This is a genomic window from Streptomyces diastatochromogenes, from assembly GCF_002242805.1.
Lineage (GTDB): Bacteria > Actinomycetota > Actinomycetes > Streptomycetales > Streptomycetaceae > Streptomyces > Streptomyces diastatochromogenes.
Map to the genome: position 1 here is coordinate 99,776 of NZ_MCGQ01000020.1, position 23,262 is coordinate 123,037.

At 70.9% G+C, this 23,262-nt stretch carries 24 protein-coding genes and 2 tRNA genes; 11 read left to right on the top strand and 15 right to left on the bottom strand.

All coding sequences use genetic code 11. The annotated features are described in order from the left end of the window. Nucleotides 1-91 precede the first annotated feature (91 nt). Entirely contained in the window at nt 92-532 is a 441-nt protein-coding gene (locus BEK98_RS23440; protein WP_094218619.1) for a hypothetical protein, read from the bottom strand. Between the two features lie 290 nt (nt 533-822). On the opposite strand from BEK98_RS23440, the gene BEK98_RS23445 reads away from it, so the two are divergent. After that, nucleotides 823-1,845 carry a restriction endonuclease gene (locus BEK98_RS23445; RefSeq protein WP_094218620.1) on the top strand — a complete coding sequence of 341 codons (1,023 nt, stop codon included), beginning with the start codon at nt 823-825 and terminating at the stop codon, nt 1,843-1,845. Nucleotides 1,846-1,854: 9 nt separating this feature from the next. Here the strand turns inward: BEK98_RS23445 and BEK98_RS23450 are convergent, their stop codons facing one another. The 6 genes from BEK98_RS23450 to BEK98_RS23475 are packed head-to-tail and all read right to left on the bottom strand — an operon-like array spanning nt 1,855 to nt 6,033. Then, nucleotides 1,855-2,610, bottom strand: coding sequence for a class E sortase (locus BEK98_RS23450; protein ID WP_094218621.1), 756 nt, complete (start codon nt 2,608-2,610; stop codon nt 1,855-1,857). 14 nt (nt 2,611-2,624) lie between these two features. Next, a complete protein-coding gene (locus BEK98_RS23455) occupies nt 2,625-3,686 on the bottom strand; it encodes a class E sortase (protein WP_094218622.1) in 1,062 nt (353 codons plus the stop codon). Beyond that, nucleotides 3,683-4,321 carry an aminodeoxychorismate/anthranilate synthase component II gene (locus tag BEK98_RS23460; RefSeq protein ID WP_094218623.1) on the bottom strand — a complete coding sequence of 213 codons (639 nt, stop codon included), beginning with the start codon at nt 4,319-4,321 and terminating at the stop codon, nt 3,683-3,685. The genes BEK98_RS23455 and BEK98_RS23460 overlap by 4 nt, the downstream gene beginning before the upstream one ends. Continuing rightward, on the bottom strand, nt 4,318-4,515 hold the full coding sequence (locus BEK98_RS23465) for a hypothetical protein (RefSeq protein WP_167444239.1): 198 nt from the start codon (nt 4,513-4,515) through the stop codon (nt 4,318-4,320). Before BEK98_RS23465 ends, BEK98_RS23460 begins: the two co-directional genes overlap by 4 nt. Before the next feature lie 17 nt (nt 4,516-4,532). Further along, a complete protein-coding gene (locus BEK98_RS23470) occupies nt 4,533-5,222 on the bottom strand; it encodes a class E sortase (protein WP_094218625.1) in 690 nt (229 codons plus the stop codon). Between the two features lie 22 nt (nt 5,223-5,244). Next, complete coding sequence (locus tag BEK98_RS23475; protein ID WP_094218626.1) at nt 5,245-6,033, bottom strand: DUF881 domain-containing protein; 789 nt, start codon at nt 6,031-6,033, stop codon at nt 5,245-5,247. Nucleotides 6,034-6,173: 140 nt separating this feature from the next. Here BEK98_RS23475 and crgA point away from each other — a divergent pair, with 140 nt between their 5' ends. Further along, complete coding sequence (crgA, locus tag BEK98_RS23480) at nt 6,174-6,428, top strand: cell division protein CrgA (RefSeq protein ID WP_094218627.1); 255 nt, start codon at nt 6,174-6,176, stop codon at nt 6,426-6,428. 250 nt (nt 6,429-6,678) lie between these two features. Here crgA and BEK98_RS23485 read toward each other — a convergent pair whose 3' ends face one another. Together BEK98_RS23485 and BEK98_RS23490 are read right to left on the bottom strand one after the other, a co-directional pair. After that, entirely contained in the window at nt 6,679-7,569 is an 891-nt protein-coding gene (locus BEK98_RS23485) for a rhomboid family intramembrane serine protease (RefSeq protein ID WP_094218628.1), read from the bottom strand. Nucleotides 7,570-7,689: 120 nt separating this feature from the next. Further along, entirely contained in the window at nt 7,690-8,223 is a 534-nt protein-coding gene (locus tag BEK98_RS23490; RefSeq protein ID WP_094218629.1) for a peptidylprolyl isomerase, read from the bottom strand. Nucleotides 8,224-8,467: 244 nt separating this feature from the next. Between BEK98_RS23490 and BEK98_RS23495 the strand changes: the two genes are divergently transcribed. Further along, complete coding sequence (locus BEK98_RS23495; RefSeq protein WP_094218630.1) at nt 8,468-9,169, top strand: DUF5324 family protein; 702 nt, start codon at nt 8,468-8,470, stop codon at nt 9,167-9,169. Nucleotides 9,170-9,429: 260 nt separating this feature from the next. Then, entirely contained in the window at nt 9,430-10,254 is an 825-nt protein-coding gene (locus BEK98_RS23500) for an SDR family oxidoreductase (protein ID WP_094218631.1), read from the top strand. A gap of 104 nt (nt 10,255-10,358) precedes the next feature. Here BEK98_RS23500 and BEK98_RS23505 read toward each other — a convergent pair. Beyond that, nucleotides 10,359-10,431 (bottom strand) — tRNA-Ala (locus BEK98_RS23505). Nucleotides 10,432-10,615: 184 nt separating this feature from the next. Here BEK98_RS23505 and BEK98_RS23510 point away from each other — a divergent pair. Continuing rightward, the gene (locus BEK98_RS23510) at nt 10,616-11,164 is read left to right on the top strand and encodes a helix-turn-helix domain-containing protein (protein ID WP_094218632.1); all 549 of its coding nucleotides are present in this window, start codon (nt 10,616-10,618) and stop codon (nt 11,162-11,164) included. 138 nt (nt 11,165-11,302) lie between these two features. Then, on the top strand, nt 11,303-12,823 hold the full coding sequence (locus tag BEK98_RS23515) for a serine/threonine-protein kinase (RefSeq protein WP_094218633.1): 1,521 nt from the start codon (nt 11,303-11,305) through the stop codon (nt 12,821-12,823). Here the strand turns inward: BEK98_RS23515 and BEK98_RS50095 are convergent. Both BEK98_RS50095 and BEK98_RS50100 read right to left on the bottom strand, forming a co-directional pair. Then, nucleotides 12,787-14,139, bottom strand: a complete 1,353-nt coding sequence (locus BEK98_RS50095; RefSeq protein ID WP_244201945.1) for a hypothetical protein — start codon at nt 14,137-14,139, stop codon at nt 12,787-12,789. The two genes, BEK98_RS23515 and BEK98_RS50095, sit on opposite strands and share 37 nt — an antisense overlap. A gap of 210 nt (nt 14,140-14,349) precedes the next feature. Then, nucleotides 14,350-14,478, bottom strand: a complete 129-nt coding sequence (locus tag BEK98_RS50100) for a DLW-39 family protein (RefSeq protein WP_003999697.1) — start codon at nt 14,476-14,478, stop codon at nt 14,350-14,352. 348 nt (nt 14,479-14,826) lie between these two features. Between BEK98_RS50100 and BEK98_RS23530 the strand changes: the two genes are divergently transcribed. The 3 genes from BEK98_RS23530 (at nt 14,827) to BEK98_RS23540 (ending at nt 16,743) form a co-directional block, all read left to right on the top strand. Further along, a complete protein-coding gene (locus BEK98_RS23530) occupies nt 14,827-15,159 on the top strand; it encodes a DUF6344 domain-containing protein (RefSeq protein ID WP_094218636.1) in 333 nt (110 codons plus the stop codon). 169 nt (nt 15,160-15,328) lie between these two features. Then, nucleotides 15,329-15,976, top strand: coding sequence for a GntR family transcriptional regulator (locus BEK98_RS23535; protein ID WP_094218637.1), 648 nt, complete (start codon nt 15,329-15,331; stop codon nt 15,974-15,976). A gap of 8 nt (nt 15,977-15,984) precedes the next feature. After that, nucleotides 15,985-16,743, top strand: coding sequence for a glycosyltransferase family 2 protein (locus tag BEK98_RS23540; protein ID WP_094218889.1), 759 nt, complete (start codon nt 15,985-15,987; stop codon nt 16,741-16,743). 97 nt (nt 16,744-16,840) lie between these two features. Here BEK98_RS23540 and BEK98_RS23545 read toward each other — a convergent pair whose 3' ends face one another. Further along, nucleotides 16,841-17,029, bottom strand: coding sequence for a ferredoxin (locus BEK98_RS23545; protein WP_094218638.1), 189 nt, complete (start codon nt 17,027-17,029; stop codon nt 16,841-16,843). Between the two features lie 68 nt (nt 17,030-17,097). Then, nucleotides 17,098-17,514, bottom strand: a complete 417-nt coding sequence (locus BEK98_RS23550; protein ID WP_094218639.1) for a hypothetical protein — start codon at nt 17,512-17,514, stop codon at nt 17,098-17,100. A 244-nt stretch (nt 17,515-17,758) separates the two neighbouring features. Between BEK98_RS23550 and BEK98_RS23555 the strand changes: the two genes are divergently transcribed. Together BEK98_RS23555 and BEK98_RS23560 are read left to right on the top strand one after the other, a co-directional pair. Continuing rightward, on the top strand, nt 17,759-18,250 hold the full coding sequence (locus tag BEK98_RS23555) for a hypothetical protein (RefSeq protein ID WP_094218640.1): 492 nt from the start codon (nt 17,759-17,761) through the stop codon (nt 18,248-18,250). Between the two features lie 395 nt (nt 18,251-18,645). Next, nucleotides 18,646-22,857: an NACHT and WD repeat domain-containing protein gene (locus BEK98_RS23560; RefSeq protein WP_094218641.1), complete on the top strand. Its 4,212-nt coding sequence runs from the start codon at nt 18,646-18,648 to the stop codon at nt 22,855-22,857. A 225-nt stretch (nt 22,858-23,082) separates the two neighbouring features. On the opposite strand, the gene BEK98_RS23565 is transcribed toward BEK98_RS23560, so the two are convergent. Then, nucleotides 23,083-23,156, bottom strand: a tRNA-Ile gene (locus tag BEK98_RS23565). Nucleotides 23,157-23,262 lie beyond the last annotated feature (106 nt).

Consider the following 23,262-nt stretch of genomic DNA (forward strand, 5'->3'; position numbering starts at 1 on the left):
AGCCCCGCGCCCGGTGAGGTGAGGGTCGCGAAAACGCGAGCGGTGCGGTCAGGCAACGGAGGTTGCCCGACCGCACCGCCTTTTTTATCGCTCAGCAGTGCTCGGCGAGGTTCGCGTTACCGCCCCAGTACGAGGCGATCCACCCGTTGGTCGGGTGCCAGATGTTGGCGTAGAGCCGGATGCAGCGGTTCGGCGCGTACACCTTCACCGGGCCGGCGTAGGAGCTGTAGTTGCCGCTGTCGTTGTCGCTGGCGTCCGTCGTGCACGCGTCACCCGTCGAGGCACCGGCGGTACAGCGGTAGATCGAGACGGTGGTCTTGCTGGCGGTGCCGGCGCCACCGGCGCTGTTCTTGACCGCGACGGCGCAGTTGTAGCCGGTCGAGGAGTCGTAGTACAGGTACAGGTTTCCGTACGTCACGTTCTCCGTCGTTCTGATCGGGTGGCTGTCGACCAGAGAGCCGCTGCACCCGTACCCCGCCGCACTCGCGGAAGGCGCGGTGATCAGCGCGAATCCGAAGAGGGAGAACAGCACGGAAAGAACGGATACTATGCGCTTATTACGCACTATCGGATCCTTTTCTGTTATGAATGTCCCATTCATGTCCAAATGGGCCTCGGTTAGGCTATCACCAAGATCATGTACAGAACAGAATCCGACAGAAGCGCTGTCTGAAACAAGTCAGCCGCGCACTTCGCCGTGATCGCACTGCAGTGCCCCTGCCGATCATGTCTTCGCATGCCACGAGTCGTTGACCAGGTGGGGTGGGGACTCGGAACTCTGCCCCGGCCAGCCGGCCACGACACGAACCAAAGGGGCAGAACATGATCAACGAATCGGCGCTATTGGAGTCGAAGACTCTGCGCAACAGCGTCCTGGATCGCACGGACGTGCTTGACAGGGTGAAGGCGCTGTCGCTGCTGCCGGACGGGATGCATGTGACTACGGCGATGGTGGCGGCCTACTTCAGCGTCACAGTCGAAGCCATCCGCGCCCTCGTGCACGACCACCGTGCAGAGCTGGAAACGAACGGATACCGAGTTCTGGCAGGTACAGAACTGAGTGACTTCAAGCAACTCAGTGGGATCCAGTCCCGCACCGGGTCCCTCGCCCTCTTCCCCCGACGCGCCGTCCTCAACGTCGCCATGCTGCTCCGGGACAGCGAAGTCGCACGTCAGGTGCGTGTCTACCTCCTGGACATGGAGTACCTGGCGCGCACGCAGCCTGTGGATAACTCTGTCCACACCGACGTCGTCTCCCTCGACGACCGCATCGACCAACGCATCACCCACATCCTCGGCAAGACCGTCGTACCGATGTTCAACGCCCTGATCGCGTCCTCCAGCGAACACCGCCGCGAGCTCATCTCGCTGCGCCAGGACATCGAGAACGTCGAGCAAAGGCTGTGCTGGCACCACAGGCGCCTCAGCGCACTGGAAGGCGATGCCCCGACCGACTCGGTCAGGGCATCGCTCAGCAGCATGACCTGGCAGGCCCTCGAACGCCATGTGGCCGACCTGCTTCGGCGCGACGGATGCACGGACGTGGTCGTACGACAGGCCCGCAGCGACCGCGGGATCGACGTCACCGGACGGACCGCAGACGGACGCACTCTGGCCGTACAGTGCAAGAACCGCGCCGGCCGGGCAACCGTCCCCAGCGCCGACATGCAGAAGTTCGCCGGTGCAGCACGCGCCGTAGACCGTGTGAACGTCGCGTTGTTCGTCGCCACTTGCAACTTCAGCGTCGAGGCACAAGCGATTGCCGACCTGAGCGGGGTCATCACGGTGGACCGCGACGAGCTTGAGGCGTGGAGTGCCGGCGCTCGCCTCAAAGTACTGCGGTAACCGACCCTGTCAGCCGCGCAGCTCCGCCGGCGGAGTCCGCTTGCTGTTCACCTTCTCCACCCGCACCAACTCGCCCCACACCACGTACCGGTACTCGGACGTGTAGACCGGCGTGCACGTCGTCAGCGTGATGTAGTGGCCCGGCTTCTTCTTGCCGGACTCCTTCGGGACCTGGGAGATGACCTTGACGTTGTACTTCGAGGTCTCCGGAAGGATCGAGTAGACCTTGTAGACGTACCAGTCGTCCTTCGTCTCGAAGACGATCGGGTCGCCGTCCTTCAGCTTGTCGATGTTGTGGAACTTCGCGCCGTGGCCGTCGCGGTGGGCGGCCAGGGTGAAGTTGCCCTTCTTGCCGGTCATGGGGAGCGTGGCCTTGTCCGGGTCCGTGTAGTAGCCGGCCACACCGTCGTTGAGGACGTCCGTGCCCGTGCCCTTCTCGACCAGGACCTCGCCGTTGCGCATCGCCGGTACGTGCAGGAAGCCGATGCCGTCCTTGGTGTCCAGCGCGCCGGGGCCCGAGTCGGTGCCCTGGGCCCAGTGCTCGCGGACCTTGTCGGCCTGCTTGTCGGCCTTGCGGTCCGCTATCACGTTCGTCCACCAGAGGGAGTAGACGACGAAGAGACCCAGCAACACCCCTGCGGTGATCAGGAGTTCACCGAAGACACTGACCGCCATCGCGATCCGGCCGGGGCGCCGGCGGCGCGGGGCGGACGCCGCGTCGGACGCGTCCGTGTGCTCTTCGGTCTCGTCGGCGGTCGCTGCCACTTGTTCCCTCTGCCTTACTCGATGAGCGCGTCCGGCTTGCCCTTGCTGCGCGGGCGTTCCTCGACCATCTTGCCCCAGACGATCAACCGGTACTTGCTGGTGAACTCCGGCGTACAGGTGGTGAGGGTGATGTACCGGCCCGGCTTGGTGAATCCGGAGCCCGGCGGGATCGGGTTCAGCACGCTGGTGTTGGACGGCGGGGTCACCGGCAGCATCGAAGTCACCTTGTACACGAAGTACGTGTCCTGCGTCTCGACCACGACCGCGTCGCCGGACCTGAGCTTGTTGATGTACCGGAACGGTTCACCATGGGTGTTGCGGTGCGCGGCCAGCCCGAAGTTGCCGGTCTTCGCGTCCGGCATCGCCGTCTTCAGCGCGCCCTCGCCGTAGTGCCCGACCATGCCCTTGTCGAGCACCCTCTTGTTGCTGACGCCCTCCGCGATCGGCGCCACCACGTCCAGCTTGGGAATGTGCAGGATCGCGAAGCCCTGCCCCGGCTCGAACACCCCGGGGCTGCGCTTGCCGCTGGCCCAGTCGTCCTGCAGCTGGTGCGTCTCGCTGCCCGCCTGCGCATGCGCCCGGACGTTGGTCCACCACAGCTGGTAGGTGACGAACAGCAGCATCAGCACGCCGGTGGTGATGAACACCTCGCCGATCGCCCGGCTCGCGACGACGGCCGGACTCGGCTTGCGCAGCCGCGCCTGCCGCCGGGCCTCGACACGGGAGAGCGGCCGCTGCGGCCCGGACTCCGCGGAGGTGTCCGGCCCGGCCGCCACACCCCGCGACCCGCCATGGCGGCCACCACGCCGCTTGGCGGCCTTTCTGCGGGCCGCACGGCCACCGGGTGGGGTTCCAGTGGCGGACGAGGCGGATGGGGCCGCAGAGGCGCGCAGGGGCCCGCTCTCCGGGCCCGACAGCGGATCGGGGATCCGCAGCGCCACCGTCTCCTCGTCGATCGGCACCTGGGGCATCGGCGCCGTAGGGGGGTCGCCCGCGGCCGCGTACGGCACGGAGCCGTAGGACTCGTACGGTGTCTCGCCGTACAAGTCCTCGCGCTCCGGGCGCAGCGCGGTCACGCCGTGGCCCTGCCCACCACCGGGGCGAGCCCCGCAGACCTCGCCACGGCACCCTGGTCGCCGCACTCCACCAGCCAGTTGGCCAGCATCCGGTGCCCGTGCTCGGTCAGCACCGACTCGGGGTGGAACTGCACGCCCTCGACCGGGAGTTCACGGTGCCGCAGTCCCATGATGATCCCGTCGTGGGTGCGGGCGGTCACCTCCAGCTCGGCCGGGACCGTCGCCGGCTCGGCGGCCAGCGAGTGGTAGCGGGTCGCGGTGAAGGGCGTGGGCAGCCCCGCGAAGACTCCCCTGCCCTCGTGCTCCACCAGCGAGGTCTTGCCGTGCAGCAGCTCGGGCGCCCGGTCCACCACACCGCCGTACGCCACCTGCATCGACTGCATACCCAGGCAGACGCCGAAGACCGGCACCCCGGTGGCCGCGCAGTGCCGGACCATGTCCACGCACACCCCCGCCTCCTCCGGCGTCCCCGGGCCGGGCGAGAGCAGCACGCCGTCGAAGCCGTCCTGAGCGTGTGCCGTCGACACCTCGTCGTTGCGCAGCACCTCGCACTCGGCACCCAGCTGGTACAGGTACTGGACGAGGTTGAAGACGAAGCTGTCGTAGTTGTCGACGACGAGAATCCGCGCACTCACTGGTTGTCCACCGTCACATCGTTGAAGGGCAGCAGCGGTTCGGCCCAGGGGAAGACGTACTGGAAGAGGACGTAGATCACCAGCAGGACCAGCGCGAGTGAGATCAGCGCCCTCACCCACGCGCTCCCCGGCAGATGCCGCCAGATCCAGCCGTACATGCCGTCCCTTCCGTTCCACCACGGCACCAGACTCACGCCGTACCCGCACCAGACTAACGGCGCAGCGCCCTCGGTTCGCCTGACTCCACGGGCTGTGTGGAATCGAGGTGCGCCCAGACGATCAGCCGGTGGCTGTGCCCCCACTCCGGATCGCACGTGGTCAGCGTCAGATACCGGCCCGGACGGGTGTACCCCGACTTACGTGGCACAGGGTCGATCACCTCAACGTCCGTCGGCACGGTTTTGTAGGGCCCTTTGTCGATCCGATACGTGAACCAGGTCGATCCGTCCGTGAGCACCACCGCGTCACCCGGCCGCAGCCGCGGGAAGTCCTTGAAGGGGTCACCGTAGGTGCGCCGGTGCCCGGCGACCGCGAAGTTGCCCCGCTCACCGAGCCGGGCGGTCCCGGCGTAGTGCGCGAGCCCCTTCTTCAGCACATCGGTGCCCGTGCCCTCCAGCACCGGCTTGTTCCACGTGGAACCGAGCCGCGGGATGTACATGATCGCGAAGGGCTTGCCGTAGTGGTACGCCGCCGGCCTCGCCGCGCCCGCCGAGGCCCCGGTGCTCCCCGCGGCGGGCTGGACGCTCCCCTTCGACCACTGCTGGTGCAGCTGGTCGATCTGGTCGCTCATCACGCCGTCGGCCTGCACGCCGGTCCAGAACAGCACATAGACGACGAAGAGCACGATCAGGGTGCCGACGGTGATGCACAGTTCGCTGACGGTCCTGACGATCACGCGCACCGGCGGCTCCTGACAGGGGGACCTACTCCACTGGCTTCGCGTAGTGCAGATCCACTGTGCCCGAGTAGCCCGGCAGAGTCACCGTCCCGTCCTCGGTGACTTTCCAGCCGAGGCCGTAGACGTTGACGTACACCATGTAGGTCTGGATCGCCTTGCTCGCGGCGAGCGCCTGCTGCAGCTTCCCGGGATCCCCGATCGCGGTGATCTTGTACGGTGGCGAGTAGACCCGGCCCTGGAGGATCAGGGTGTTGCCGACACAGCGCACCGCGCTGGTGGAGATCAGCCGCTGATCCATGACCTTGATGCCCTCGGCCCCGCCCTGCCACAGGGCGTTGACCACGGCCTGCAGGTCCTGCTGGTGGATGACCAGGTAGTCGGGCTGCGGCTCGGGGTAGCCGGGGAGCTTGGCGGTCGCGTTCGGCGGGGCGTCGTTCAGGGTGACGGTGATCGCCTTGCCGGTGAGCTTCTGGGTGCCGGCGCTGTTCTCCAGCCCCCTGAGCTTCTCGTCCTGGGCCTTGCTGCTCCCGTCGTCGCTCTCGGCGAGCGCGTCCACGTTGTCACGCAGCGTCGCGTTGGACTCGTCCAGCCCCTTGTTCTTGTGGCTGCGTTCCTGGATCAGGTCGGAGAGCTTCAGCAGGGAGCCGTCCTGGCGGATGTCGGTGCCCTTGGCCGTGTTGAAGCTGGTGAAGAAGATGAGCCCGGCCAGCGCGAACACGGCGGCCGTGAGAATCCGCACCGGGCGGAAGCGAAGTCCACGCGCCGGGCCGGAACCCGTTGATCCCGTCCCGGGGGAGTCGGCAGAATTGCTCAACGTACCCTTATCTCCTTCGGCGCCGCGGAAGCACTACGCTAACGGACGCCCGGGGGAGAGCTAAGTGTCCCCTTGTACGCTGCCCCGGACCGACCCAGTTACCTGCGCGGCCACGCAGCGCATCGACAGGAGAGACCCTCGTGCCGAAGTCACGTATCCGCAAGAAGGCCGACTACTCGCCGCCGCCCGTGAAGCAGGGGCAGGCCATCAAGCTGACCAACCGCGCGTGGGTCGCGCCGGTCATGCTGGCCATGTTCCTCATCGGTCTGGCCTGGATCGTCGTCTTCTACGTGACGGACGGCTCGCTCCCGATCGACAGCCTGGACAACTGGAACATCGTGGTCGGCTTCGGCTTCATCGCGGCCGGGTTCGGCGTCTCCACGCAGTGGAAGTAGCGGGTCCGCGCTAGCTCTGCCCAGGGCTGTTCACTGAGTTATCCACAGCAGTTGTCCACAGTGGGGAAAAAGAAAGACGATCTGTGGATAACCCATCGGACGTTGACGCCGGTGTGACTGCCCTACCGGCCCTCATACATCCGTTCGCCCCCTGTCCGACCTGCGGAAACACATCCGAGCGACAGGGGGCACAGCTGTTCCCCCACCGTATGCACAAGATCCGGCACACGCTGTGGACAACGGTTCGGTATCAGGTGAGCTGAGCGGTCCTGACCAGCGCCATGACCGCGACCACGACCAGGACGAGCGCGCAGGTGCCGTACTGGACGAGCGCCCGCTTCTCCCGCGGGGCGTGGACCATGGCGTAGCCGGTGATGACACCGGCCACGAGGCCGCCGATGTGGGCTTGCCAGGCGATGTTCATCCCCGGGCTGAAGGTGATGATCAGGTTGATCACCAGCAGGGCGATGAGCGGCCGCATGTCGTAGTTGAGCCGGCGCATCAGGACCGCGGTCGCGCCGAAGAGGCCGAAGATCGCTCCGGAGGCGCCGAGCGAGGGCTGGTTGGGCGCGGCGATCAGGTAGGTGAGTGCGCTGCCGGCCAGGCCCGAGACGAAGTACAGGGCGAGGTAGCGGGCGCGGCCCAGGGCGGCTTCCAGGGGGCCGCCGATCCACCACAGGCTGAGCATGTTGAACGCGATGTGGGCGTAGCCGCCGTGCAGGAACATCGCGGTCAGCAGGCGGTAGTACTGGCCTTCGGCGATGCCCTGCACTCCGGGGAGGTAGTACGTGTAGGCGTGGCCGATCAGCTCGAAGCGGTTGGTGAAGCGGTCGCCCACGGACAGCTGCACCAGGAACACCGCGATGTTGATCCCGATGAGGATCTTGGTGAGCAGCCGGGGGTCGGCCGTGACCGTCCCGCCCGCCACCGTGCGCGGCCGGGACGCGGCTGGGGTGTGCCCCGTGCCGGAGCCTTCGCGGACGCATTCGGGGCACTGGAAGCCGACCGAGGCGCTGACCATGCACTCGGGGCAGATGGGGCGGTCGCAGCGGGTGCAGTGCACGCCGGTCTCGCGGTCCGGGTGCCGGTAGCACCCGGGCAGGCTGCGGGCGTCCTGCGTGCTGCCTTCGGCCTGTTCCATGAGATCCCCTTGCTGGTCGTGACTCGTCCCCCGGCCCCTACCCCGTCCCGCTCTTCCCTACGGATGAGCGGGGCGTTTGGTTCCCTGGGGCGGGGTCCGGGGTCCGGGGTGTACCCGGGTTCAGCTCTCGCGCGTCTCGACGACGACCGTGTCGATGACGACGTCGTCGACCGGCCGGTTGTTCGGGCGGGTGGTCTCCACGCGGGCGATGGCGTCCACGACCTTCTGGCTGGCGGCGTCGGCGACCTCGCCGAAGATGGTGTGCTTGCGGTTCAGGTGCGGGGTGGGGCTGACCGTGATGAAGAACTGGGAGCCGTTGGTGCCCGGGCCCGCGTTGGCCATGGCGAGCAGGTAGGGCCGGTCGAAGCGCAGGTCGGGGTGGAACTCGTCGGCGAACTCGTAGCCGGGGCCGCCGATGCCGTTGCCCAGCGGGTCGCCGCCCTGGATCATGAAGCCGCCGATGACCCGGTGGAAGACCGTGCCGTCGTAGAGCTTGTCGTGGCTCACCGCGCCGGTGCCCGGGTGGGTCCACTCACGCTCGCCCTGAGCGAGTTCGACGAAGTTTCTGACCGTCTTGGGCGCGTGGTTCGGGAACAGCCGCACCACGATGTCGCCGTGGTTGGTCTTCAGGGTGGCGTAGAGCTGCTCGGCCACGGTGTGCCTTCCGTCGTCCTCGTGTGACTCCCCGATCCTCGCACGGTGCGGGGCCGGCGACGCCCGGCCGCCGGTGAGTTCCGCCGGGAAGGGAGCGCCCGGCGGCGATTCGTGGCAGGGTCGACAGGGAGCCCTTGTTGCACCCATATGCCCGACCTCGCGCGCCGCGCGGGCTGTTGACGGGCATGATCCGTAAAAGTATGGAAAGGCGAATTACCGTACGCCACCGAGGAGGAGGAAACCCGTGACCCGCATCGACAGCGTGCGCGCCGCGACCGGCTCGGCGAAGGACAGCGTGCTGCACGCCGCGGAAGTGGTGGCGCCCTACGCCGACACGGCCAAGGAGCGTGCCGCGTTCTACGCGCAGGAGGCACGCGTACGGCTGGCACCGGTGGTGTCGCAGGCCGCCGAACAGGCCCGTGTGCAGTACGACGCCCGGCTCGCCCCGCGGCTGGAGCAGGCCCTCGCGCATGTGCCGCCGAAGGTGGACCTGGCAGCTCAGGAGGCCGCTGACCTGACCCGGAGGGCCGCCCGGCAGGCGGCCGAGTACTCGCGTCCGAGGATCGAGCACGCGATGGCCGCGGCCGCTCCGGTGGCGGACGAGGCCGCCGCGCGGGGGGCCGCCGCGCTGGTCGCGTTGCGCGGTCAGGTCTCGGCGCAGGAGATCCAGAAGCTGGCCCGCAGGAACGAGCGGCGTTCCCGCAGGGGCCGTGCCGTGAAGGTGCTGGCGCTGGTCGGCCTGGTGGCGGGTGCCGCGTTCTGTGCCTGGAAGTGGTGGGACAAGCAGGCCAACCCCGACTGGCTGGTGGAGCCGCCCGCCGCGACGGAGGTGCCGGAGTCCGGCCGGCTGAGTTCGGTGGACGGCACCGGCAAATCGGTGCTGGACCCGGACGTCCAGGCGAAGCAGGCCGAGGAGGACGCCGCCGACCGCGACGACACGGACTGAGGCGGCCGGCACCGGCCTGGTGCCGTAACGGGCCGTGGGGCGGACGACGTGCGGGTCGCCCGCCCCACGGCCTGTTGCGGGCCTGGCAGGGGGCGATCACGCACGTCGGCTCGCACCAAACGTCAGACGTGTCCAAAACGGATATCAGGTTCCGCATGAGACATAGTGGCCCATAAGGCGGTCAAGCCCCTGAGAGGTGGCGTCGGCCCGACCCCGGACCGCCCCACCACCCTCCTCGCAAGGACCGCAAGGACCGCCCCTTGAAGACCGTCGTCGTCACCGGAGCCACCAGCGGCATCGGCAAGGCCACCGCGCTCGACCTGGCCGCCTGCCGCTTCCATGTCATCGGCACCGCCCGCACCCCCGACAAGGCCGAGAAGCTCACGGCCGCCGCGGCCGAACTCGGCCTCACCGTGCACACCGTCCTCCTCGACGTGACGGACCCGCGCTCCTGCCAGGACGCCGTCGTGGAGATCGACGCGCTGACGGACGGGGGCCCCTGGGCCCTGGTCAACAACGCCGGAATCGCGCCGGTCGGCGCCTTCGAGGACGTGGCCGAGGCGGACGCCCGGGCCGCCCTGGAGGTCAACCTGCTGGGCGTGGCCCGGATGACCGGTCTGGTGCTGCCGGGCATGCGGCGCCGGCGCGAGGGACGGATCGTCCAGTTGAGTTCGCTCGGGGGTCTGGTCTCCGTCCCGTTCAACGGCTGGTACTGCGCGAGCAAGCACGCGCTGGAGGCCCTGACCGACAGCCTGCGCATGGAGATCGCCGGCAGCGGGGTCCACGCCTGCCTGATCGAGCCCGGCTTCACCGACACACCCATGCTCTCCAAGGGCCTGGCGGACTTCCCGGCCGACTCGCGGTACGCGCACGGCTACATGGCCGCCCGCCGGCTCATCGCCTCGTGGTCACCGCCGGGGCCGGAGACCGTCGCCCGCACCGTGCGCCGGGCCCTCCTCGCACCGAAGCCGCGCCGCCGCTACCGCTGCGGTCCCGGGGCGGTACCGGCCCCCCTGCTGCGCCTCGCGCCCGCCCCCGTCGCCGACCTGATCTGCCGTAGCGCCCTGCGCCTGAACAAGCGGTGACCTGGCGCTCCAGGACGCCCTGCCCGTTCACGGCCCGCACCGGAAGCTGACGCAAAAAAGCCCCTCCGACCTGCGTTTGTACAGGTGGGAGGGGCTTTTCGGTGTGGAGCCTAGGGGAGTCGAACCCCTGACATCCGCCATGCAAAGACGGCGCTCTACCAACTGAGCTAAGGCCCCGGGAAGGGTGACGTCGGCCGGAGATCTCGCGTTCCGGCGGGCGCCGCAGACCAGAGTACCGGGTCACCCCCCGTATCCCGCAAAAAGATTGGGGGTCCCCGCGGATGACCACTCTCCGTAAGATGCTCGACGTGGTTCGCTACAGCGAACCGCGGATTTTTTGGGGAAGCGATGGGGAGACGCAATGGACGCCGCACAGCAGGAAGCGACCGCGAGAGCGCGGGAGCTGCAGCGGAACTGGTACGGGGAGCCGTTGGGGGCGCTCTTCCGTAAGCTCATCGACGATCTCGGGCTCAACCAGGCCCGTCTCGCGGCGGTGCTGGGCCTGTCGGCTCCGATGCTGTCGCAGCTGATGAGCGGCCAGCGCGCAAAGATCGGCAATCCCGCCGTGGTCCAGCGGGTGCAGCTGCTGCAGGAGCTGGCGGCCCAGGTCGCGGACGGCAGCGTCAGCGCGGCCGAGGCGACCGACCGTATGGACGAGATCAAGAAGTCCCAGGGGGGATCCGTGCTCAGCAACACCACGCACACCACGAGCAGTTCGGGGGCGCCGACGGTCAAGCGCGTGGTGCGCGAGATCCAGTCGCTGCTCCGCTCGGTGGCGGCCGCCGGCGACATCATCGACGCTGCCGACACCCTCGCCCCGAGCCACCCCGAACTGGCAGAGTTCCTCCGGGTCTACGGTGCCGGCCGCACCTCGGACGCGGTCGCGCACTACCAGTCCCACCAGAACTGACCCCGGGGCCCGGTTCCTCGGAGGGGGTCCGGGGCCGGGCCAAGGGGCGTAAGAGGGGGGATGCAGGGGGCACGGGGGTAGAGGGGGGACAAGGTGACAGGGGGAATGCCGGGCTAGGGGGAGGAGCGGCGGACGGTCATGGGTGAGGTCTTCGCCGGCCGGTACGAGCTGGCCGACCCGATCGGGCGTGGCGGCGCGGGTGCCGTATGGCGTGCCTGGGACCACCGGCGCCGGCGCTATGTGGCCGCCAAGGTGCTCCAGCAGCGCGACGCCCACTCACTGCTGCGCTTCGTACGGGAACAGGCGCTGCGCATCGACCATCCGCATGTCCTCGCCCCGGCCAGCTGGGCCGCCGACGACGACAAGGTCCTGTTCACCATGGACCTGGTCGGGGGCGGCTCGCTGGTCCACCTCGTCGGCGACTACGGACCGCTGCCGCCAGCGTACGTGTGCATCCTGCTCGACCAGCTCCTGTCGGGGCTCGCCGCGGTGCACGCGGAAGGGGTCGTCCACCGGGACATCAAGCCCGCCAACCTGCTGCTCGAAGCCACCGGCACCGGCCGGCCGCGGCTGAGGCTGTCCGACTTCGGCATCGCCATGCGGTTCGGTGAGCCCCGGCTGACGGAGACCAACCTCGTGGTGGGCACGCCCGGTTACCTGGCGCCCGAGCAGATGCTGGGCGCCGAACCGGACTTCCCCGCCGACCTGTTCGCCGTGGGCCTGGTCGCCCTGTATCTGCTGGAGGGTGCCAAGCCCGACGCCAAGGCGCTCGTGCAGTACTTCGTGGAGCACGGAACGCCCGGCCCGCCCAAGGGAGTTCCGGAGCCGCTCTGGCAGGTCGTCGCCACCCTGCTCCAGCCCGATCCAGCGGCCCGTTTCCGCACCGCCACGGGAGCACGCAAGGCGCTCGCCTCGGCCGCGGAACTCCTGCCGGAGCCCGGCATCGACGACGAGTTGATCGAGATCTTCGACCAACTCGGTCCGCTGCCACCCGGGTTCGGCCCCGACGGCCCGCTCAGGCGCGCGTCCGGGATACGGGTACGGGAAGCACGGCAGACGACGGACACCGCCGATTCCGGCTCCGACACCGGCTCCGGCACCGGCTTCACCGCCGACGGCACGGGCAGCACAGGGGGAACAGGGAGCACAGTGGGGCCGGCCTCGGCCGACACCCCGCTCGATCCCCGCCGCGGCGACACCGGGACGCCGCACCCCGGGCCCGCCTCGATGTCGGACACCGGGAGCTTCCACCTCCCGCCCCCACAGCCGACCCCGAGCCCTCAGCCGTACGCCCAAGCCGAGCAGGCACAGCACGGCGCCCTGCCCACCCCCGCCACCGGTCCTACCGGGCCCACCGCTCCCCCGGCCTTCGCCCCGCACACGCCCACGCCTCGGCAGCCCTCCCCCCAGCCGTACGCGTCCTGGCACCCCGTCCCGGAAGGGCGGCCACGCATCGATACCTCCACCGCCGCGTACACCGCTCAGGACCCGCAGGTTCCACCTCTGGCACAGCCGACCCGGCCGCCCCGCGCACACGGCCGCCGCCGGGCCCGGCGCGCCGACCGCCGCCCCGGCCCCCCGGCCAAGGCGGCGATCCCGATCCTGCTCCTCGCGCTGGCCTGCTACGCCGTGGGCTTCTGGGCGCTGACCCGGGTCTGAGCCCGCCGGGCCGTCACCGTCCAGACGCCCAGCACCAGCAGCAGCACGGTCCCGGCGCCGATCCCCCCGACGGCGAGCGCCTTCATCGCGGTGTCTCCGCCCCCGCTGCCCCCGGTCGCCGCCGCCTCCCGGTCCTGCTCGGTGAGCGTGAAGACGTCGTCCGGCACGGGCCGCCCGGCGTACCCGGGCCCGCCGTGCGCCTGCCCGTCGAGCCGTACCCGCAGCGTCACCTCGAACGGCCCCTGCCCGAACGTCCCGGCCATCTGCTCGCTGAGGTGCACGACCAGGTAGTAGTCACCGGCGAAGCGCATCGCGCTCTCCCCGCTGAGCACGGCGTACCGGTTGGTGTACTCGACGGGCGGCAGCGGTGCGAGGGCGACGGGCTTGCGGGTTCCGGTGTAGCCGAGGGAGGCGTCGTCGACGTATCCGCGGACGGGGTTGTAGAGCGACAGGTTCAGGGCGCCGCCGACGTAGCCGTGGCCGCTCGTGGAGCCGTCGAGTTCGGCGACGGCGTGCACCTGGCGGCCCCAGTCGACCGGCACCTTGTAGAAGAGGGTCCGGCCCGGGGTGATGCGGGTCCGCCAGACCCCTTCGCCGAGTGGGGCGGCGGTGACGAAGCCGGCGCCGCCGGTCCGGTCGCGGGGGTCGCCGGCGAGGGGTTCGGGGGAGGCGGAGTCCCACCGGGGCGCGGTGGTGGGCCCGGTCTTGGTCAGGCGCGGTTCCGTGACCGGTTTGATCTCCAGGTCCCAGCGCTGCGCCGCCTCCGCCGTACCGGAGTCGACGCGTTCCACGCGCACGTAGTACGTCCCCGCGCCCGGGCACAGCGTCCGGCCGGGCTCGCGCTCGGCCAGGGCCGTGACCGGACGGGGGCTCCGCGCGGCGCCGAAGAGCGCGGAGGCGTTGGCGCAGGAGCTGCCTGAGGCGTCCTGGACCGAGACACGGATGCCGTCGGTGGCCGTGACCGTGGCGTGGGCGGGGGGTACGGCGGTGACGGGGACGTACGTCGTGGTCGTCGCGGTGGCGAGGTCGAGGCGGTAGTAGAGCCTGCCGTTCCTGGGGAGGGAGCTGCGGTAGGTCCGGCCGGGCGTCAGCCGCGGGGCGTCCGCGGGGCTCGCCGCGCCGGTGACCCGCAGGGCGTCCGGTGCGAAGGCGTACGTCCCCGGCTCGCTGCCCGCCGCGATCCCGCCCGGCAGCGCGGCGACGGCGCACAGGACGGCGGTCACGACAGCTGCCCGGCCGCCCCGCCGCCACCACGTCGTACGGCCTCGCCCCCGCACGTGCCACCCCCTGTCGCTCCGTACCCGACCGTGGCCCATCCTGCCCCGAGCGCCCCTGCGCCATCCGGGGAATCCGTACGGCCGTCCGAAACGCCCGTACCGCCCGGTCCTGTGTCCCGGCGTGTCCCGGCGCCGTCTACACCAGCTCTCGATGACCCGCAATTCGAGTCATGACGACGGCCCCGCCCGGACAACACAAAACCCCGACCGCGCGGGCGGCCGGGGTCTGATCAGATTCTGGATCGGTACTCACGAACCCGTGGGCACGGAGTCAGTCGCCTCCGTCCACAGATCCTGCTCGGCGCGATCCGCCTGGATCTGGCGGTACACGAGGAGCCCGCCGATGGCGGCCAGTGCGACCAGGAGCAGCTTCTTCACCGCGCGACCTCGTCTTTCCTTGACGTAGGGGACCTCTGGCGCCCGACTATACACACCGACCGATATCGATCGGTGACCTGCGTCGGGGCCCAACTCCCGCCTCCGGCAGCCCAATAGGCCAGGTCGGCGCCGCTCCGATCGGAGGGTGATCACACCTCCACGGACCGTGACTTTGCTCCCCCTTCGCTCTCCCTCACCTGGTTTTGGCGGTTTTCCGACCTGCTTGCACCCATCCGTGTGGTGTTCATCTGAACATCGACGCGCCACGGGCGTAGGTCCACCACTTCGCGGCCCACATACACATCATGAGGAAAGTACGCAAATCGCCCAACCCGAAAGTGAGGGGCCATGACCGGAAACAGGGTCATGAAGCTGTGGACCGCCATCGTCACCGCCTTCCTCGCGCTGTGCACGGCGCTCGGACTCGTCACCGCCACCACCGCGACGGCCGCACCCCGGACCGAGAGCCCGCGCGGCGCCACCGCGCAGCGGACGGTCCCGACGATCCCGGCGATGAGCCCCTGGACCTGGTCCCATGGCAGGTCACTGCCCCCCACGATGAAGCAGCGGATCCGGGCCGAGGCCCACGGAAAGTCCCCCAGCTGCCGGCACCGGCCCCTGAACCAGACGGAAGCGGAGACGGACGCGGCGCCCTGGTTGACAGCCCCCCTCGACTGCTGAAACACGGCAGCACGCAGGAGCGCAGACGTTTCGACATCACGGCGACTTGCGTACGCATCAGTCGACACGGACAGACCCCCGGCCGGGCTCGGCCGGGGGTCTTGCGCTGTTCACGGGCACCACGCCCGCCGAGTCGTCAGGTCCTCTTCAGGAGTCGTAGCCTGGACGCGTGCCCCAGGCCTACGAGGAGTTCACGGACGACAGGCAGCACGGGCGCGACACGTTCGTACGGCGTCCTCGCACCCCCGTGGTGCGCGACAACGGCCGTCACCAGTGGGAGAAGGACCGGGCCAGGCAGCCCCGGACCACCCGGGCCGCGGCCGGCGCCACGGAGCACGACACCGGTCTGGTACCGGCCGACCTCGTCTTCCTCGCGCGGTACCGCACGATCGAGGCACCCGGGCAACTGGCCGAGGCCTTCGGGGTGACAGAGGGTACGGCGCTCCTCGAACGCAGCTACCGCACCCGGTGCGCGGCGGAGACGGCCCCCTTCAGCCTGGTCACCTCCTATCTCCTGCACGCCGTGGCGGCGGCCAACCCCGACCTGCTGGACGCGTCCAAGGAGCCCTGGCCCGGCGGCACCCACCACCAGCTCGCCACCGTGGGCGTCGAGATCGAGCGCGTCGAGGAACGGTTCACCGCGCGTCCGCCGACCCCGGAGGAGACCCGGGAGCTGGAGCTGCCGGCCGGGACGGCGGTGATCCTGGTCCGGAAGACCTCGTACGACACCCGCGGCCGGGTCGTGGACGTCTCCGACGTCGTGCTGCCCGGCGACCGTACGGAACTGTTCTTCACCACGCGTCTGGAAAGGTGGTGAATGCCGCCGTGCCCAGGCGCATCACCGTAGTCACCGCTGTCCACGCCCCGTCCGCCCGCTTCCTGCCGGAGGCCCACAAGTCCCTGTGCGAGCAATGGCTTCCGGACGGCTGGGAGTGGGACTGGGTGATCCAGGAGGACGGCGCGACGGACGCGGTCCGCCCGTACGTCCCGGACGACGAGCGGGTGAGCTTCCGCCAGGGCCGGCCGGGCGGGCCCGGCATCGCCCGCACGATCGCGCTGGCGCACGCCGGCGGCGAGTACGTGAAGGTCCTGGACGCCGACGACCAGCTCCCGCCCGGCACCCTCGCCCGCGACCTGGCCGTGCTGGAGGCCGACCGCACGATCGGCTGGACGACCTCCCGGGTCCTGGACCTGCTGCCCGACGGCACCACGGCCGGCTTCCCCGGCGACCCGGACGAGGGCCCGGTCGAGCGCGGGGCGGTCCTGAGCTTCTGGCGGGAGAACGGGTTCCGGGCCCAGGTCCATCCGGCGACCCTCTTCGTCCGCCGGGACCTGCTGACGGCCCTGGGCGGCTGGATGGCCCTGCCCGCCTCCGAGGACACGGGCCTGCTGCTGGCGCTGAACGCGGTCAGCCGCGGCTGGTTCTCCGCCGAGGTGGGGCTGCTGTACCGGAAGTGGGAGGGGCAGGCGACCGGCCAGGCCTCGCATGTCGACCCGGCCGAGCGGCAGGCGCGCATGGCCGTGGCGGAGGCCAGGGCGCGGGCGCTGGCGGACTTCGGGTGGACCTACCCGGCCGGTGGCTGAGCGGGAGCTGTCGTGTCTCACCGGAAGCCGCGGTGTCTCACTGGGACCTGCGGTGTCTCACCGGGACCTGCGGTGTCTCACCGGGTGCCGTCGTGTCTCATTCGGTGAGCACGATGGCCTGTGAGGGGCACTTCTCGGCCGCCTCGCGCACCTGAGGATCCTCTCCGGCCTTGTCCCTGCCGGGCCGGACGACCCCGTATCCGTCCTCGAACGCGAACACGGACGGAGCCCGGTGCGCGCACTCGGCAGAGCCGTAGCACACGCCGCGGTCGACGGAGACCTTCATACGTCCTCCAGCCTTGAGTGACTTCAGGACGTCACTGCCCTGTGGGCCGTCCGGCGAACCGGTGCTTCCTAGCCGCGCCGCGGCCCGCCCGCGGTGGAGAGCCAGTGGGCGACCCGGCGGACCGTCGGTTCGTCGAGCCGGTCGACCAGCGCCCGCACCGCCTCCGCGTCCTCGGGGGAGAGGTCGTACAGACCCGCCTTGCTCAGACCGGCCATGAGCACCTGGTGGCGGCGGTCCGACATGCGCTCGGCGAGCTTGACCGGTTCCGCGGGGCGTTCCGGGGACGGCTCGGGCGCGGACGGCTTGGCGGCCGGGGTGTCGACCCGGTGCCAGGCGCCGTCCTGCGGGCCCCACAGCGCGACCGTCACCACGTCTCCGCGCGCGCGGACCGTCTGGGCCATGTCCCCCACGGCGTACAGCACCGGAGTCCGTTCGGGGGACTCCGCGCCGACCTGCCAAGCGGCCTTGGACGGCTGGTAGAACATCGCGACCCAACGCGGGACACCGGGAGGTTGCGGGCAATCAGGGTGATCAAGACGATCAGGACGGTTCACCATGGCACTCACCCCTTCGGGAACGGCAGGCGGGCCGACCTTAGCTGACGGTCCGTCAGGTTTCCAGGGTGATCCGAGATGCGATCCACGGCGCGATCCGTGGCGCGCTTCTGGTCTCTTCACGGCCGGCATGGCACCCTGCCCGCGCCCCGTCCCCGACAGAGGGAGACCGAAAATGAGCGGACTCGAAGAGGCAGTCACCGGAACCTCGACATCGGCGGCGGCGCTGAGAAGGATCCACGCCGACCGCGCCCACAGCGCGTACGACCGTGCCGTCGCGACCTGCCGCCACGCGGGCATCACCCAGGAGGCCGCCCAGCTCGTCCCGACGAGTCCCGTCGGCAGGGCCGGGGCCGCGCTGCGGCTGTCGGCCGGATCGCTCGACGCCCTGGCCGCGAGTACGCCCGATCCCGCGGCGGACGCCCGCTGCGCCCGGAACGCCGCTGCGGCGGCCGCTCTGGCGGCCCAGGTGGCCGCGTCGCACGACACCCCCGGCGCCGCCTCGGCCCTGCGCGCCGCCCTGGCCGCCTCCCAGGCCGCGGCTGCCGCCGCGGGCGGGACCGCGCCGGGCCGGAACGCGGCGCTGAACGCCGCGGCCGACGAGGCCGAACGCCGCGCGGTCGCCGCCGCCGGCGCGGCGGGGTGGATCGCCCAGGGCCTGTCCTAGAGGGAGCTGTTACCCGGCCCGTTCGGCACCGGCCCCTCCCCACGTGGGGGCCGGTGCCGAACGGAGCGGGTGTTCGTCGACCCGTGCCGCGTCGGCGTGTCGGCACGGACCGAAGTGCGTGTCCGAAGTGCGTCCGTGATGTCGTCTGGATGTCGCCGGCGTCCTCGGCGGAAGTTGACCGAGAACGTTCGCTGCCTTGCTGTCTCTCCGAGCGCTGTGCAGGTGGCCTGTCCGGACGGTGTGTGACGAGCCGGATACCGCGTCGTGATCCTGCCATTTGTCGTCCAGGACGAGGAGGTTCCGGTCTCCGGACCACGGTGTAACCGCAGGTCAGCCGTATAGGGTGAGTTTTCCGGTCCGGACGTCCAGACACGGGGGGAGTAAGGGGTGGGACCTTGGGTTCCGACTCAGGGACACGCATAGCCTTCGCCGAGCGCCTCGCGCTGCTGTACAAGGAGGCGGGCAACCCTCCCCTCAAGAGCGTGTCCGAGGCGGTCGTACGGCTGCAGCGGGTGGACGAGCGCGGGCGGCCCGTGCGGGTGTCCGCCCAGCGCATCAGCGACTGGCGGCGGGCCAAGAACGTACCGGCCCAGTTCGCCGCCCTCGCGGCCGTCCTGCAGATCCTGATCCCGGAGGCCCGGCGCGCACGGCCCGTTCCCGTCTCCGGCGGCCTGTACGACATCGCGCAGTGGCAGCGCCTGTGGGAGCGCGCGCTGGCCGACCCGGCCGGCGAGCGCCCCGCGGTGCCCCCAGAGGAGAACCGGCGGCCATCGGCCGAGGCCCCGCCCGTCGCCGGCGGGGTGTGCCCGTACCGGGGTCTGGCTCCCTACCGCCAGGAGGACGCCCGCTGGTTCTTCGGGCGGGAGCGGAGCACGGAGGCCCTCGTGGCCCAACTGCACTCCGCGGAGCGGTCGGGCGGTCTGATCATGCTCGTCGGCGCCTCGGGTGCCGGAAAGTCGTCGCTGCTGAACGCCGGTCTGGTGCCCGCGGTGCGGGGCGGCGCGCTCGGGGACGGCAGCGGCCGGCCGAGCGCCGTGCTCCAGCTCGTGCCGGGCGCCGATCCGCTCGGCGAGCTGACCCGCCGCATCCCGGAACTCGCCTCCCTCGCGGCGGAGGCCCGGCAAGCCGAGGAGGAGGCCGCGGAGAACCCGACGGCACCGGGATCCGACGCTCCGCACTTCGCCGACGCGGTGCGTGAAGCCGTCACGGCGTGGGCGCGCAGGGAGACGTCCCCGGACGAGGGGGCACCGGGCGACACCGCTACGGCCGGCGCCGACGCATCCCCGGCCACCTCCGCCGACGCATCCCGGACCTCCCGCGCCGGCACCTCCCCGGCCACCCGCCCGGTCGCACCCCCGGTCACCCCCGCGGACGCATCCCCGACCACGGCCGTGGCCGTGGCCGGCAGCGGGCGCCCGGTCATCATCGTCGACCAGTTCGAAGAGACCTTCACCCTCTGCCCCGACGAGCCCAACCGCCGTACCTTCCTCCAGTTCCTGCACGCGGCCTGCACCCCGCCCGCCGACTCGCCGACGGACGCCCCCGCCCCCGTCCTCGTCGTCCTCGGTATCCGCGCCGACTTCTACGAGCAGTGCCTGGGCTACCCGGAGCTGGCCGACGCGCTGCAGCACCGGCACATGGTGCTCGGGCCGCTGACCACCGCCGAGCTGCGCGAGGCGGTGACCGGACCCGCCAAGGCCGTGGGACTGGAGCTGGAACCGGGCCTGGCCGAGCTGATCGTGCGGGAGGTGAGCGCCGACGGCCCGCGCGGAGCGCACGACTCCGGGGTGCTCCCGCTCCTCTCGCACGCCCTGCTCGCCACCTGGCAGCGCCGCAAGTCGGGACGGCTGACCCTGGCCGGCTACCGCGCGGCCGGCGGCATCCAGGGCGCGGTCGCGGCGACCGCCGAGCGCGCCTGGTCCAGCCTCGACCCCGCCGCCCGCACGGCCGCCCGGCTGCTCCTGCTGCGCCTCGTCCGGCTGGGCGAGGACACCCAGGCCACGCGCCGGCGCGGGACACGGCGCCAGCTGGCGCAGGAGTCGGCGGACCCCGGCAAGACGGAGGAGTCGCTGGAGGCGCTGGTGCGCGCCCGGCTGGTGACGCTCGACGCGGAGACCGTGGAGATCACCCATGAGGCGCTGCTGCACGCCTGGCCGCGGCTGCGCCACTGGATCGACGAGGACCGCAGCGACCATCTGGTGCGCCAGCGGCTGGAGGAGGACGGCCGCGCCTGGGAGGCCTCGGCCCGGGACAGCTCGCTGCTCTACCGCGGCTCCCGCCTGGAGCAGGCCCGCGGCTGGGCGAAGTCCGCCGGGGACACCTATCTGACCCGCGGCGCGGTGCAGTTCCTGGCCGCCTCGGTCCGGCTGCGCAAGCGCACGGTCCTGATCAGCCGCGGGGCCGTGGCGGCGCTGGTGGTCCTCGCCGTGCTCGCCGCCGGCTCGGCGGTGGTGGCGTGGCAGCAGCGGGACGACGCCGTGTTCGAACAGGTGCTCGCCGAGGCGGACCGGGTCCAGCACACGGACCCCTCGCTGGCCGCCCAGCTCGACCTGGTGGCCCATCGCCTGCGGCCGGACGACGAGGGGACGTACAGCCGTCTGATCTCGATCGTGAACGCGCCCCTGGCCACCCCCCTGCTCGGCCACACCGGCGCCGTCTACCTCACCTCCTTCAGCCCCGACGGCAAGACGCTGGCCACGGCCAGCTACGACCAGACCGTCCGGCTGTGGAACGTGGCCGACCGCAGCCGTCCCAAGCCGCTCGGCAAGCCCCTCACCGGGCACACCAGCTGGGTGAGCAGCGCGGTCTTCAGCCCGGACGGGCACACCCTGGCCAGCGCCGGCGACGACGGAACGATCCGGCTGTGGGACGTCCGCGACCCCGCCCACCCGGTGCCGCTGGGCAAGCCGCTGACCGGCCACACGGGCACGATCTACCTGGTCGCCTTCAGCCCCGACGGCAGGACGCTGGCCTCCGCGAGCGAGGACCGCACCGTCCGGCTGTGGAACGTGGCCGACCCGAGCCGGCCCGAGCCGCTGCGCACGCTGGGCGGCCACACGGCGGCGGTGCGCTGCGTGGCGTTCAGCCCCGACGGGCGCACGCTCGCGGCGGGCGGCGACGACGACACCATCCGGCTGTGGAACACGGCCGATCCCCGGCACCCGAAGCCCCTGCCCACGGTGCTGACCGGCCACACGGACATCGTGCACTCGGTGGCCTTCAGCCCCGACGGCCGCACCCTCGCCAGCGGCAGCGCGGACGACACCATCCGCCTGTGGAAGGTCGCCGACCCGGCGCACGCGGCCCCGATCGGCTCCCCGCTCACCGGGCACACCGGCCCCATCTGGTCGGTGGCCTTCAGCCCCGACGGCAAGAGGCTCGCCGCGGCCAGCGCGGACAGCACCGCGAGCCTGTGGAACGTCAGCGATCCGGCCTCCCCCTCGCAGGTCGGCGAGCCGCTCGCGGGCAGCAGCGGCGAGATGTACGCCCTGGGCTTCAGCCCCGACGGCAAGACCCTCGCCACCGGCAGCGGGGACAGCAAGGTCCGCCTGTGGTCGGTACCGACGCAGGACATGATCGGCCGCAGCGGGGCCTTCCGCCCGGACGGGAAGGTCCTCGCCACGTCCGCGCACGACGGCAGGGTCCGGCTGTGGAACGTGTCGGCTCCCGACCGGCCCATGTCCCTGAGCAAACCGTTCATGCCCGCGGACGGCTACCAGCGTGCGCTGGTGTTCTCCCCCGACGGCCGCACCCTCGCCGTACGGACCGGGCACGCGGCGCTGTACCTGTGGAACGTCACCGACCCGGCCCACCCGGTCCCGGCCAGGCCGCCCCTCACCCTGCACACCCGCTTCGCGGGCCACAACTCCATGGCCTACAGCCCCGACGGCCGCACCCTGGCCACCGCCTACGACGACAACACCATCCAGCTGTGGAACGTCGCCGACCCCTCCCGTGCCGTCGCGCTCGGCAAGCCGCTCACCGGCTACCGGGGCTACGTCAACGCCCTCGCCTTCAGCCCGGACGGGCGCACGCTCGCCAGCGGCAGCGCGGACCGCACCGTCCTGCTGTGGGACGTCATGGACCCGGCCCGTCCCACCCGGACCGGCCACCCGCTCACGGGGCACACCGGCCCGATCAACGCGCTCGCCTACAGCCCCGACGGCCGCACCCTGGCCAGCGGCAGCGACGACGACACCGTACGGCTCTGGGACGTCACCGACCCCGCCGCGGCCAGGGCGCTGGGCTCCCCGCTCACCGGCCACACCGAGGCGGTCACGTCCCTGACGTTCGCCGCGTCCGGCCACACCCTGGCGAGCGGCGGCAACGACAACACGGTCCGCCTGTGGAACGTCACCGACCCCTCCTCGGCCTCCCCCATCGGCCAGTCCATGAGCCCCTACGCCAAGACGGGCAACTTCCTGTCCTTCAGCCCCAACAGCCACGTCCTCGGGGTGTCCAGCGGCGCCGACACGGTCCGCCTGTGGCGCCTGGACGCCGACCGGGCCATCAAGCACATCTGCTCGGTGACCAGCGGCGTTCTGACCCGGGAGAGGTGGCACGAGTACCTCCCCCGCCTGTCGTACGACCCCCCGTGCGCCGACTGACCGATCAAGATCAGCCAACTACCCCAACCAACAGACCCGTTATCTCCCGCAGGCCGCCCAACCTTGTTACCCTTGGCCATAGCCCGATCGCTGGTGCATCCCCCGTCGCCAGCGGTCGGGCCTTTTTTCGTACCGTGAAGCGGAAGCCGTACTGCCAAGTCCGTGCCGCGGAAGCTTCGAACGCCGAAGACCCCCGGCCCAAGTGGACCGGGGGTCTTCGTTCTGTGGGGCTAACAGGATTTGAACCTGTGGCCTCATCCTTATCAGGGATGCGCTCTAACCAACTGAGCTATAGCCCCGCCGCGCTCTGCGGTGTGTGTCCCGCGCGCTGACTCCTGAAGATTAGCGCACGAGGGGGGCAGTCCCAAAATCGGTTGTTGGGGGACTGTCAGGAGAGCCCGGCAG

Coding starts and splice junctions, on each gene's coding strand:
- BEK98_RS50095 (WP_244201945.1), bottom strand. CDS start 14,139: ATGGGCCACGGTCGGGTACGGAGCGACAGGGGGTGGCACGTGCGGGGG.
- BEK98_RS23555 (WP_094218640.1), top strand. CDS start 17,759: ATGAGCGGACTCGAAGAGGCAGTCACCGGAACCTCGACATCGGCGGCG.
- BEK98_RS23510 (WP_094218632.1), top strand. CDS start 10,616: ATGGACGCCGCACAGCAGGAAGCGACCGCGAGAGCGCGGGAGCTGCAG.
- BEK98_RS23545 (WP_094218638.1), bottom strand. CDS start 17,029: ATGAAGGTCTCCGTCGACCGCGGCGTGTGCTACGGCTCTGCCGAGTGC.
- BEK98_RS23550 (WP_094218639.1), bottom strand. CDS start 17,514: ATGTTCTACCAGCCGTCCAAGGCCGCTTGGCAGGTCGGCGCGGAGTCC.
- BEK98_RS23485 (WP_094218628.1), bottom strand. CDS start 7,569: ATGGAACAGGCCGAAGGCAGCACGCAGGACGCCCGCAGCCTGCCCGGG.
- BEK98_RS23515 (WP_094218633.1), top strand. CDS start 11,303: ATGGGTGAGGTCTTCGCCGGCCGGTACGAGCTGGCCGACCCGATCGGG.
- BEK98_RS23530 (WP_094218636.1), top strand. CDS start 14,827: ATGACCGGAAACAGGGTCATGAAGCTGTGGACCGCCATCGTCACCGCC.
- BEK98_RS23445 (WP_094218620.1), top strand. CDS start 823: ATGATCAACGAATCGGCGCTATTGGAGTCGAAGACTCTGCGCAACAGC.